This window comes from Brachybacterium horti (assembly GCF_054777615.1).
This window is the reverse complement of record NZ_BAAHAM010000005.1, coordinates 16,238-28,240: the sequence shown is the minus strand read 5'-3', so window position 1 is coordinate 28,240 and position 12,003 is coordinate 16,238. Positions and strand designations below refer to the sequence as shown.

Genomic DNA, 12,003 nt, shown 5'->3' with positions numbered 1-12,003 from the left:
AGGATCCGAGGATGGATGACCTGGAGAAGCTGATGGAGGCGCCGCCGGACGTGCTGGAGATGACGGTGGGGGCCGCGATCGGGCACGGCCTCTTGCTCATGGTGGGGCTGCTGCTCTGCCTGATCGCGGGCATCGCCGTCGAACGGGGGAGCGGCGCGCTGCTCCTCGCCGCCGGGGCGCTGGTGACGGTCGTTCCTGCCGAGCTCCGGTTCTACCGCGCGCTGAGCGCGAGCGACGCGCAGGGCAACTGGATCGCGAACATCGTCTTCGTGGTCGCCGCGGCGATCGTCGGACTTCTCGCCTGGCGGGTTGGCGTGGCACCGGGATTGCTCGCGGGTGGTACTGCACTGGCGTCGATGTTCGTGGCGAAGGCGATCGACGGATCCTCCGAATTCCTCGCGGGGATCCCCCTGGGGTGGATCCCCGCGATCGTGATCATCGCGGTCGCCGTGGGCGTCCTGAGGGGCAAGATCAAGATTTAGGCGCCGGCACGGGACGGTGCCCGTGGGACGGGGCCACGTGCGTGGGGATCCGGGGGCCCTCCGCCGCCCCCGCATTGCCGTGCCCGGTGACGAGGGGAAGCAGGGCGTCAAAGTGTGCCCGTTGACGAGTGTCCCGGACGTTGGGAGGACTACCGAGCACGGGGGACTCGCCTCGTATGCCGTACAGGTCCCGGTAGACCGCGATCTGCACGGCGGAATCGGCCCGGAGTTCACCTGCCCAGGGGGCGGCCGAGACGTTGCGCGCGATCTCACGGAGACGTGCGTCGATGCGGGACTCGACCTGTGACGCGAGGTCGAGGACAGCCGCATCCTGGCCGGTGTAGCGGGGGGTGAGTCCGGCGACGGTGCCCGGGGTTCGGGCAGGGAGGGCGGGGACGTGACTCCGCAGGCGAGCCGTGAGAACACGAAGCCGAGCCTCGTCATCAGCATCATCCATGCCGGTGACGGACCGCACCAGATCAGCGTGGGCTGCAGCCGGGGCGGACGCTCGGGCCGCCCGGTAGGCGGCGGCGAAGCTGCCGAGCACGGGCGACTCCTCGAGGGCCGTACGGTCCATGCCATGCCGGGTCACCAGTACCCGCACCAACGGCTCGACGTCCTCGAGACCTGAGAGGTACTCGTACTCGGCGCGCAGCCGCTCGAGAGTGTTCGCCTCCTCGGCGATACGGTCGCGGGTGGCGATCGCCGACTGCTCACCGCCTGTCGTGGTCATCATCGACACCAGACGCCCCTTCCACGTCGGCACCTCCGCTGCGGCCACCAGATGGCCAGGGCCCGCGGACTCCTCCTCGGGCTCATGCCCGACATAGGCGCTGTTGAGGTGCCGCCCGCGGGTCATCCCCACGTAGAGCAGCTCCGCGGGGATCGAGTCGGTCGTGGGAAGCACCAGGCGGGCCTCGTCGACCGTGACGCCCTGCGCCCGGTGGGCGGTCGTCGCGTAGCCGAGCTCCGTGTGCGCGACGAGGTAGCTGGCCGGGATGCTGATCCGTGCCTCGGAGCCGTCCCTGATAGCCGTGACAGACCCGTCGGCGTGTATCGCCTCGACGGTGAGGGTCGTCCCATTGCGCATGAAGTCCCCGTGCTCATCAAGCAGCGTGCGGTCGTTGTGCCGGGCGAGGATGCGCTCCCCGATGCCCGCGTCCGCGTGTCCTCGTAGCGGGACCGTTCGACTGGCATCGACCTCCCCCAGGTGCCTGCGGGCATACAGGAATCGCTCGTTGATGTCTGTGACCACGGCGTTGGTCGCTGCGATGAGGATCGCAGAGCGGCCCTCGGCAAGAGCGAGGCGGGTATCGGCGAAGGCTGCGTCCCCCACCTCCTCGTCCTCCCCGGCGACGATGCGGCCGTGCAGGTCGTAGGTGTCCACCAGCTCCGCCGCCTGGTCATCGTCCCGCACCTGGCGCAGCACCAAGGAGGCGTCCTTCTCCCAGGACTCCGCGAAGCGCCACACGGAAGTGAGCTCGAGGGCCTCAGGCTGCTCGGCCAGCAGTCCGAGCACCCCGCCGGCCTCCACGGCGTCGAGCTGGCGGTGATCGCCGACCAGGAGCACCCGGGCGCCGGCGGCGTCAGCCTGCCGAACGAGCTCGTGCAGATGCACGGTCGACGTCATCGACGCTTCGTCGACGACGATCAGCTGCCCGGCGCGCATCCGCCAAGCATCGGTGGCTGTGGTGTGTCGGGCGATCTGCCGGCGGATGGCGTCGGCCCGGGCCTGCTCTTCCGGGCCCAGCTCCGCGAGCGCTGTCGTCAGCGAGGCGATGCGGTCAGCGCGGGCCTGCTGGCCTGTCGTGCTCTCGTGTAGCCACTTTGCGATGGTGTGCGCCGGCGCGTCGATCTCCTCGCCGAGCACACTCGCGGCCTGAGCGCTGGTCGCCAGGCCGATCACGCTCCCTGGCGCGTGCAGCTGCTCCCAGACCTCCCTCACAGCCGCCATGGTCGTCGTCTTCCCCGTGCCCGCCGGACCCAGCAGGACAGACATGCGAGAGTCGGCAGCGACGATCGCCCGGACGGCAGCGTCCTGGTCCTCAGCCAGTCCATGTCCTCGGTGGGCGATCTGCGCCTGGTTGTAGGTGCTGACCAGCATCTCAATCTCCTCTGCCCCCGGTGCATCAAGGACATGGGGGGTGCGCAGCGCCGTCAGGACAGCTTCCTCTCGAGCCAGCGTGTCCAGACTCGTGAACTGGACGCGATGGAGGTCGTCGAACACCGAGCGCCCGCGCAGGGCGACCTGCGCGTCGTCCGTGTCGACGCGGTAGCGGGTGGGCGTCAGTTGGACACTCTGCTCGAGCACCTCGTCAGTGATCGCGGCGACGGCGGCGTCCCGCACGTCCGGAGAGGCCGCACGCACCATCCGCATGACCCGCTCGGCCTCGGCCCGTACGTTCGCCGCAGTCCATGTGGACCGCTCACGCGCGAGCTCCCCGAGAACACGCGCGGAAACATCGAGCAGACGCCGCGCGTGATCCGCGTCCTCCTCCGCATCTGGTCCTGCCGGTGACTCATCGCCGTCCGCGGGGCGCTGTCGTTGGCCCAGGGAGTCGACCGTCAGGGCCACGAGCACGTCGTGGACGCTTCCGGAGAGCTCACCGGACAGCTCTACATCGCGGCCCCGATCGAGACACCCCGCCACGAGCGCCTCGGGATCCGTCACAACGGACTGCGCGCGGTTCTGCCACTGCTCGCAGCGCTCAGAGAGCGGCTGGACCTGCTTGCTCTTCGGCTTCCGCGTAGCCCTCCACGCCTGTGCCTTGAGGTCCAGCAACTCCCGTCGCGAAGGATCCCGGTCACGCTCACGCCGGAAGCGGCCCACCCGCCCTGCAAGCTCCCGGTCGATCGCCGCCGCCCGCGAGCTGAAGGCCTCGCGCACCTCCGCCGGCATCCCGACGATGTCCGGCACAGCGGCCCGGGATGTCACCCCTTCCCGCTCCACCCACTCCACACCCAACTCGCGGCGAAGCTCATCCATGAAGAGGTTCTGGTGGATCTCCGACAGGGCCACCGTCGAGCGGAACAGCGACCGACTGTCGATGGTGACCCACTTCCCGTCAGCTGCCCGCTGGACTCGGTTCGAGACGACGACATGCGAGTGCAGATGCGGCTCCCCGTCACGGGTGTCCCAGTGGTCCCACTGCCCGGCGATGAGCCCCTTCACGGCGACCGCCGCCACGCCGCCGTGCCCGGCCCGCGACTGCAGCACGTTGTCCTCGAGATGGTCGAGAGTCGCGTGCAGCGCCCGCTCGTGACAAGCCGCGATCCGGGCCTGGATGTCCGGCGTCCCCAAGGCCCACAAGATGCTTGCGTCCTTCGGAACGGTGAACGTCAGATCAAATCCGGCGACATCACGGCGAGCCTGCTCCGAGGCCTCTCCGAGCTGATTGTCGTTCGCCCCCACTCCCTGCTTCCGCTCGGAGAGCGGTGCCTTTCCGAGACGTTCGTTCGTTCGCGGATTCCTGAACTTCTGCCACACAGAGACGGCATCATCCGAGCCGATATCATCACCCCGCCTAACACTCACCCCTGAAAGGCCAGACCCATACCATCGCCCCGGCGGATTACCAGATTCGGTGTAGTAGGCGGTCAGTCCGCGCCCCGTAATGGACGCGCCCACATTCGCATCGCCCACCATTACGGTGGACTGCAAATAATCCACTGAGCTGATACGAGTCACATTCAGTGCCACGGGTTCTCCTTCTCCGGAAGCCAGGCAGAGACGCGCGCTCGGATCGGCGGGGGGACCTGAGCGGCGATCCCATGCGCTGTCGCGGTGCGGGCGAATGCCACGGACATGAAGCGGGTCTCCCGCTCGAGTCCCTGCCGCGCCGCCCTCTCCCTGCCGAGATCCTTGCGCGCCTTCGCGGCCTCACGACGCTGCGCCGCAAGCTCGGCCGCCAGTCGGGCGGCCTCCCTCTGCGCCGTCGCCAGCTCCTGTCGCTGCGCCTCGTCACGCTTGGCGCGAGCGAGGATCGCCTGATCCTCGATCTCCTCGACGTCGCGGCGCCGGCCCGAGGTCGGCACCCCGACGTGCTCGCCTCCCGCACGCGCCCGCTGACGCTGCTTCTTAGCCCGCTCGCGGCATCGTGCCGAGCAGTACAGGTCCCTTCCCGATGGAAGGTCCTCACCGCACATCGGGCAGGTCGTCTCGGCTCTCGTCGTCATGCCTCCTCACCGGAAGCCGCCCCTGCGCCGGATCGCTTCTGTCCCCCCGGGGACGCATTGGTGCCAGAGGTCCGTCGGCTTTGGGTTACTGGGTGGGGGTGTCGTGCTGTCGGGATGTCTGGTCGTCTCGTGGGTGCTGGAGATGATGGTGGGTGCTGGATCGGCTGCTTGTGGTGGGGTCTGGTGGGGGTGCTGTGTGGGTCGGTGTTAGGTGCGTTGTTGGGGGCTGCCTCGGTGGTCGTTGGCGTGTGGCGGTCGGCGTGCTGTGGGATGGGGCGGGGTGATGTGTGGGGGAATGATGCGGGTGGGGTCTGGTGTCGGTCTCTGCTGGGGGTGAGCGGATGGTCGTCGTGGTGGTGCACTGCGGTGGCTCCTGTGGGGTTCGGGGGTTCAGGCCGGCGTTTCTGGCTGGGACTCGTGTGCTGTGCACGCGAGGACTGCCGCGCGCGGTGCTAGCGCAACAACCCGGGGCGCCCGCTCGGTGCCGTGGGCGGGCACGTCGAGATGGAAGGCGGACTGAACCGAGGGGGCCGCACAAGCGTGAGGTGAGGGGGCGCGGGTCGGGGGTGCCGACATGAAAGAGCCCTGCACCTCTCCGATGCAGGGCCCTTTCTGGGCGGGCGATGGAAGACACTCACATCGAAAGTCCGGTAGCGCCGGCGGTGGGAGTGAGTTGGTGAATCGCAGGCCCAGCGCCCGGCGGCGCCGCTTTCGAGGTCTGGTAGGACTTCTTCACCTCACGCAGCTTCTCGGGTCGGAGGCCGGCCCAGTTCCCGTGGGTGGTGGTAAGGACCACCGGAGCGCTGAGGCCGATCGTCCGGAACGTGTCCATCTGCTCGGGGGTCGCCTCCGACAGTCCGTGCTTCTCGAACGGGATCTTGTTCCGCTCCAGGAAGTCCGTCGTCACTTCACACTGCGGGCAATGCGCATCCGGAGCATCCTGCACCCACACCTGAATCGTCGCAGTCATCACAATCTCCTTTCCTTGGGGATGCCCCTCCACCGATGCAGCACTGCCCGTTCGAAGCCTTCTATAGAAGACCCGCGACGTAGTCCCTCACCCCGGTGAAAGGGCATGACAGGAAGCACTCGAGACGTCGCCGCGGCGGCGCGTGACGAGCACGTGCGCCGCCGCTACCAGGCCAAGATCCGGACCTTCCCGGAGTCGCCGTGCTGGTGGTGGGTGGGGGCGATCTCCGGTAACGGACATGGACGGTTCTGGGTCGAGCCGGGGTGGGTCATCGTCGCGCACCGGCTCGGATGGGCGATCGCGCATCCGGGCGAGGACGTGCCCGCCCTCGTCGGCCACGAGTGCGACAACCCGCTGTGCCAGCGCCCCGCCCACTGGCGGTCATCGACACCTCGAGAGAACCGCAACGAGTGGGCCGCACGTCGTCACCGTCTCGGATCCCCCCTGCGGGACACACGCGGAGCACGAGGGCGAGCTCTCGCGATCCGCGCAGCCCTACTCGCCGGCGAAGGACCCGACGCGATCGAAGCGCAAGGACTGCTGACCACCGACCGAGATCAACTCCCCCTCTGGTGAACGGAGATTCCCATGGCAACCACCGTCTACGACAACCTCAAGCAGTTCCGTGAAGCTGCGCAGTCACTGCGAGACGTCCTCGGGGGGCCAGTGGGTCTCCCGAGAACTCGAGGGGAGGACTACCTGGCTGATGGCCTCGCGATCTACCTCGAGTTCCCGGATGACGACGTCCATCATCGGCGGGTGATGGACGGTAGCCTCACGCCGGAGCAGCTCGCGGACGCCGCGGGGTACGTGCGCTCCTCCATCCACCAGTCGCAGGCCTTCGCAGAGATGCATCTCTCGCAGGCCGTGGCAGCCGAGGGCCATGGGTTCGCGGCCGGAGAGATGCACCTCGAGCTCGATGTGGCGCGCGCGAGTCAGGAGTGGCTCATGCGGCACGGCAACGAGGTCGAGCAGAAGGTCTACGGAGCGCTCTGGGGCGCCGGGGCCATCGACATGACGGCCCCGGAGCAGCGGGACCTGTTCGTCAGCGAAGCGCAGTGGATGGATGCCGCATACAGCGCCACGGGGTACAAGCCACCCACTCTGGCCTACGACTCATGGCAGACGGTGCTGAGCGCTGTTCAGGCAGCGAATGCGCAGGGGGCCGACACCGTGGATGCGCGAGTCGCGACGCTGCAAGCACGGCTCCAAGCGATCTACAAGGACGAACTCGAGGCATCCAGACGCGCTGAAGGCGTGTTCACTGCCGAGTGGAAGCGGCAGGCGCAGGTATCAGGCGTGGATCCTGATCTGGTCAGGTACCGCAGTTCCCGAGAGGCCCTCGCTGCCGAGCTCGTCGACTTCGTCGAGGTGCGCCACCAGTCCACCGGGGATCTCGCGTACGACTGGATCAACGACGAGGGCCGGCGGGAGAGGATCCCCCGCAGTCGGGCCGCAGAGCTTGCGGCGGTCGATGAGGAGGTGCTCGGCGAAGCCGAGTCCGCGCTCCGCATCGCGTTCCACGCTGCGCGCGAACCGTGGGAGGAAGAGCTTGCGATCGGCGACACTTACCACCGTGTCGCTACGGAGCTGACTGCCGCGCTGATGGAACAAGCCGCTCGTGAGGCGGACGCGTATGAGGCGAGTGCCGAGGCGGCGCGCGACCGCGAGATGCAGGAGAACCTGGAGGCAGAGATGGCCACGTACGACCCCGAGAGCGACCCGGAGGTGATCGCCGCCCGCGCCCAGGACCCCAGCCTCAACGTGGACGCGCACGAGGCCGATCTTGAGACGTTCGTGCGGGAGTACGAGCGTCGCCAGGCTCCGTCCGGGAGCATGCAAGAGCATCTCGACGCCGCGCAGCAAGCCTTCACCGAGCAGTGGGCCGCGCAGGCGAAGGAGGCTGGACTGGAGGAGATGATCGAGGAGGTCGCCTTTTCCCCGTCCGATCTCGAGCGCCCGTTGCAGATCGGTGACCGAATCGGCGCCTTCGAAGCACCCGAGCAAGACGCTCTGGAGTTCGTCACCTGGGACGAGGCCGGCGAACTGAATGTGGGCATGGGGATCGCGGCGGACATCCTGGGGACGACCGATGTGCAGCTCGAGGCGATGGAGCCACTGCTGGTGAACGCCTTGCACGCCGCCGCTCCGCACCGCGCTGCCGCGCTGATCGCCCACGCAGAAGCCCTCATCCCGGCGACAGCGGCGGATGAAGAGGAGGAGTGGACGGTCACGCCGGAGCGAGCGTTGGGTGCGTGGATCGAGACGACGGCGCATCTCCACACGCTGCTCGACACCGGCCAGTACACCGCGGTCCGGAACGCGGTGCGGGAGTCGGACTCGTACCTGCACGGCTTCACGTCGGGAGGGACACCGCCCGGGTCCTACGAGGAGGAGTACCTGTACCTCGACGCACTCAACCGTGCGGTGGTGCCGGTGCCGTCGGAGGCGCCGGCGGAGGTGCTGAGGTCGCTCCGGCACCAGGGGTTCCGGGTGCCGGACTTTCCGACACCGGCGAAGGTGCAGGAGACCAACGGGGTCAGTGGACTCAATGAGTCGGCGGTGCAGCGGGCGTTGACGCAGCCCGGAAAGTCTCCGACGCCGCGGACCTACGAAGCGGTCCGGTTCGCTGGGGCGTGGCGTGAGGCCATGAAGGGGTTCGATGAGGGCCTGGTCGTCTCCTACGACATCCCTAACGCGCCGGGGCAGGCGCTGGTCGAGCGGCTGGACGGGAACCTGGACTCCTACGTTTCGGCGATGTGGTCCTCCGCCGACGGGCTGATCCTGGACGACACCATCGGCAATCGCATCGAGCCGGACGCGCTGCAGGAGCGGCTCGGGATCAGCGAAGGTGGGGTGTCCCGTGTGATGTCCGGGCTCGAGGCGGCACTCGAAGCCGCGCAGGGTGGCCGGGAGGCTCCGGCTGAGAGTGAGCGACGGGTGGCGCCCTCGACGAGCCTGACAGATCCGCACGCTGTGGCGCAGCTGCCCCCGCAGGGCCCCACGAGCGCCGGTACGCCGTCCTGGTCCTGAGCCGGATATCGAGACCTGACCTCCTCCTATCCCTCCCCCGACGGGACCACCGAACCGGGACCGGGCTGCTACTGCCGCCCGGTCCTCGGGGGTCGGGGACGCGCCTGTCGGGTACGGCAATCACGCGCCCAGCCCCTCCTCGATCCGAAACAAAACCACAAAACCACGTGACCACATGCTGGGTCTCGTGTGATGCTTGCCTGAGACGGTGGGATGCACCGAGGAAGGACCCTCACCATGACCAGCAACCAGTACCAGCCCATGAGCCGCGCCGAGGCTCGGCGTTTCGGGGCCGACGCGATCCAGGGCTACCGGTCGCGGCGGGCCAGTCGGGGCGTCGTCGCCCTCGAGGTCCTTGCGGTCGTCATCACCGCGGGTGTTCTGGTCTACGTCGCTACCGATCTCTCGGGGCCGACGGTCATCGGGCTCGCCATCATCGCCTTCATCCTGGGCAACGCACTGTTCGCCTTGCCGGTCGTGGGGGTCCTCGCGAGCGTGCTGGTGTCGGCATGGTGGGGCATGCTCGCCTTCAGCCTCGCCGACGGGTTCGGGAACTTCTTCCTTGGAGTCGTTGCCGCCGCTGTCGTCGGACTGTTCTCGCTGGGCCTGCATCTCGGGGTGCGGGACTAGCTCGTTGCCGGGCCGCGACTGCCGGCCTTCTCGCCCACTCCCCCACCTCAACAAGGATTCCGACATGACCTTCCTCCGCCTCTCCGACGTGACGGCTGACGATCACGTGCTCGTGAACGTCGAGCAGATCGTGAGCGTCCGCCCAATCCGTGGCCCCCGGGGACTCCAGATGCGTGCGCTGAAGCTCGCGATCCATCTCGCCGACGGCAGAGACCTCGAGTGCTTCCCCGTCGACGCCGAGGGTGGTTTCGACTCCACCACCGACGATGAGGCGACGGCGCTGAGGAACTTCGACCGAGCGGCACGGCGCGCCAGCGCCCTCGCGAGGGCTGACGTACAGGCCCTTGGGGAGGTCTTCTGAGCGTCGTGCAGAGCAGCGTGCTCGGCGGACCCCGGGTGACGCCGCGGCTGATTCATCCCGTTCTCGCCTGGTCGCTGGTCATCGTGGTGTACCTCGCGGGGTACGGCTTGGCCGTGTGGTCTGCAGTGTGGGGCCTGATGGGGTGGGGGGTCTCGACCGGGCAGCCGCCGCGCTCGGACGACGACCGCCTGACTTGGCTCTTGCTGCACCTGTGGGTCCAGCTGCTGCTGGCCTTCCTATGCGTGGCCGCACTGTGGATCGTGCGGTCGGCGCATCGCCGCACGCACGGCAACCTCCTCCCCCTCGGAGTGATCCTCGCGTGCCCGGGGCGGTCCACATGGATCCTGGTGCCGGCGGTCATGGCGGTGATCACCGGAAGCTTCGCCGTCGGGAGCTACGCCGCCGCCGCCGGCGTCATCGGTCCCGCCTTGAGCCGGGACACCACAACAGGGGGCCCGCTGGTGGTTGCCGTCCTCGCGGTGGTGCACAGCGTGGTGGCAGGACCGATGGAGGAGGTCGCCGTTCTCCTGGTCCCCGTGGTTCTCCTGCGCGCAGGTGGCTACGGCTGGGCGACCGTATACGCCACGTGTATCTCCCTGCGCCTCGCCTTCCACCTGGACTACGGGATTCCCATCGTGGCAGGCCTGACGATTTGGGCGGCCCTGATGGTCGCGATCTACCGCACCACCGGGCAGCTGTTCGCACTGGTGCTGGCGCACGGGCTCTACAACGGCCTCGGCGGGCTCGAGGAGGTCCTGCGCGCCTATGCCGGCGTCGGCCTCGGTGAGCATCTCGCCCTGGGGGTGGCAGCACTGCGCTGGACCCTGGTCGCTGTCGGGTTCACGCTCGGGGTGATCTTCATCGGTCGCAAGCTGACGAGCGACTCGCAACAGGAGTCGCACGAGGGCCGTCGATGCCGTCCCCAGGCGCAACGGTGAAGGGGGGCTACACTGCAACCGTTGGATGGACGACATGAGGGAGCGAGCACGATGACCGAAGTCACCGTCATGGCGACACGTCAGGGCTTGGGGTGGGATCTGGAGATCCCCGGTCACCCCTCCCCCGCCGTCCAGGTCGCCACGCTCGACAGAGCGGCACGGCGCGTCCGAGAGTTCCTTGATGCCGTGGAGCCCGGAGTCACCCATGACGACTGGGAGGTCACGATCCTGCCCCCCGATGTCGAGCTTGGAGCGGAGGTGCGCGCTTCGCGGGAGACCACCCGCGCTGCGTCCCAGATGCAGGAGGCGGCAGCACGTGAGGCTCGAGCTCTCGTGGCCCGCCTGGACGCCGCCGACTACCGGGGCGCCGACATTGCGGGACTGTTGGGCATCTCGCGTACTCGAGCCTCCCAGCTCCTCAAGGAAGCAGGCATCGGGGGCGGCACCCGCTGACCCCTCCCCCAAGGGCCCTCGCGACCATGTTCGCGAGGGCCTTCTGCTGTCCCACCGCCAAGAGATTCAGCCCCCCTTGACGCGAGAATGCAGGGGGGCTAGATTCGCGACATGAGCGCTACCGGGATCGACCTCCAAGAGCAGCTGGACCTGTTCGAGATCGCTGACGTCTGTCGTCCACTCACCTGCCCTGCCTGCGGGTACTCCGCCAACAGCACGATGTGGGGGATGCGGACCTATCACGGCTGGTCCGACGACGGTGAGCCGTGCCAGTCGATGGTCCTCCGGCGCCGGCATGCACTGCACGTCCTCCGCATGAGCCCAGAGGATCGGGCGGAGAGGGATCGGGCCGCGCGTCGAGGCCACGCTCCCCACACCGTCGCCGAGACGCTCGGGCTGGCGATCGAGTCCTGGGGTGAGGCCGCCCGCGAGTTCATCCCCGCAGACGCTTGGCCCTCGGCCGAGTGACGAGGAGAGAACGACGATGTTCGAGATCCTGCCGCTGATCGCCCGCGCGGAGCACGATGCGCGCCTCCGCCGGGGAGAGCGCGCCTCCCACCCCTACGCCCTCGTCTTCCCCCGCAGGACGAGCATCCAAGAGCACCTCACCCACAGCGTCGAGGTGAGAGATGAGTGCGATCGGACCATCGCCACCAGCGCAGCGAACGGCCCGACGATGGCGCACGTCAAGGCCCGTGAGCTGGGCGCCCACTTCATCGTCGACTCGATCTAAGGAGACCCGTCATGCCCTACAGCGAACTGCTCCGGGACGCCACCGGCAAGATCGCCCGGTACCGCCCCTGGGCCTCCAATGAGGGGACCCAGGAGCACCCGGAGGTGCCCGAGCGCCCGCACCCCGACGAGATCCTCCGCGTTCGCTTCAGCGGCTTCGGCATCCCGCACGCGAGCCGGCGCCCGCTCAGCGAGACCATCGACTACTACGCCGCCCACCCCGACTCC

The 12,003-nt window shown here is 68.5% G+C and carries 12 protein-coding genes; 9 read left to right on the top strand and 3 right to left on the bottom strand.

Features of this window, described 5'->3' with window-relative positions; genetic code table 11:
• Positions 1 to 11 precede the first annotated feature (11 nt).
• Positions 12 to 482: a hypothetical protein gene (locus ACYVAP_RS15640; protein ID WP_498861422.1), complete on the top strand. Its 471-nt coding sequence runs from the start codon at positions 12 to 14 to the stop codon at positions 480 to 482.
• Here ACYVAP_RS15640 and mobF read toward each other — a convergent pair.
• From mobF to ACYVAP_RS15625, 3 genes are all read right to left on the bottom strand, one after another.
• Positions 472 to 4,182: a MobF family relaxase gene (mobF, locus tag ACYVAP_RS15635; RefSeq protein WP_498861421.1), complete on the bottom strand. Its 3,711-nt coding sequence runs from the start codon at positions 4,180 to 4,182 to the stop codon at positions 472 to 474. The two genes, ACYVAP_RS15640 and mobF, sit on opposite strands and share 11 nt — an antisense overlap.
• Positions 4,173 to 4,658 carry a hypothetical protein gene (locus ACYVAP_RS15630; protein WP_498861420.1) on the bottom strand — a complete coding sequence of 162 codons (486 nt, stop codon included), beginning with the start codon at positions 4,656 to 4,658 and terminating at the stop codon, positions 4,173 to 4,175. Before ACYVAP_RS15630 ends, mobF begins: the two co-directional genes overlap by 10 nt.
• A 634-nt stretch (positions 4,659 to 5,292) precedes the next feature.
• Entirely contained in the window at positions 5,293 to 5,628 is a 336-nt protein-coding gene (locus ACYVAP_RS15625) for a thioredoxin domain-containing protein (protein ID WP_498861419.1), read from the bottom strand.
• Positions 5,629 to 6,216: 588 nt separating this feature from the next.
• On the opposite strand from ACYVAP_RS15625, the gene ACYVAP_RS15620 reads away from it, so the two are divergent.
• The 8 genes from ACYVAP_RS15620 to ACYVAP_RS15585 all read left to right on the top strand — a co-directional run.
• Entirely contained in the window at positions 6,217 to 8,661 is a 2,445-nt protein-coding gene (locus ACYVAP_RS15620) for a hypothetical protein (RefSeq protein ID WP_498861418.1), read from the top strand.
• Positions 8,662 to 8,898: 237 nt separating this feature from the next.
• Positions 8,899 to 9,291: a hypothetical protein gene (locus ACYVAP_RS15615; RefSeq protein WP_498861417.1), complete on the top strand. Its 393-nt coding sequence runs from the start codon at positions 8,899 to 8,901 to the stop codon at positions 9,289 to 9,291.
• A gap of 64 nt (positions 9,292 to 9,355) precedes the next feature.
• Positions 9,356 to 9,652 (top strand): hypothetical protein, encoded by a 297-nt coding sequence (locus ACYVAP_RS15610; protein ID WP_498861416.1) that lies wholly within the window; start codon positions 9,356 to 9,358, stop codon positions 9,650 to 9,652.
• 5 nt (positions 9,653 to 9,657) lie between these two features.
• The gene (locus ACYVAP_RS15605; RefSeq protein WP_498861415.1) at positions 9,658 to 10,590 is read left to right on the top strand and encodes a CPBP family glutamic-type intramembrane protease; all 933 of its coding nucleotides are present in this window, start codon (positions 9,658 to 9,660) and stop codon (positions 10,588 to 10,590) included.
• A 51-nt stretch (positions 10,591 to 10,641) separates the two neighbouring features.
• Entirely contained in the window at positions 10,642 to 11,043 is a 402-nt protein-coding gene (locus tag ACYVAP_RS15600) for an antitoxin HicB (protein ID WP_498861414.1), read from the top strand.
• Between the two features lie 111 nt (positions 11,044 to 11,154).
• A complete protein-coding gene (locus ACYVAP_RS15595; protein WP_498861413.1) occupies positions 11,155 to 11,511 on the top strand; it encodes a hypothetical protein in 357 nt (118 codons plus the stop codon).
• Between the two features lie 16 nt (positions 11,512 to 11,527).
• A complete protein-coding gene (locus ACYVAP_RS15590) occupies positions 11,528 to 11,776 on the top strand; it encodes a hypothetical protein (protein WP_498861412.1) in 249 nt (82 codons plus the stop codon).
• An 11-nt stretch (positions 11,777 to 11,787) separates the two neighbouring features.
• A partial coding sequence (locus ACYVAP_RS15585) for a hypothetical protein (protein ID WP_498861411.1) occupies positions 11,788 to 12,003 on the top strand: 216 nt, incomplete at its 3' end.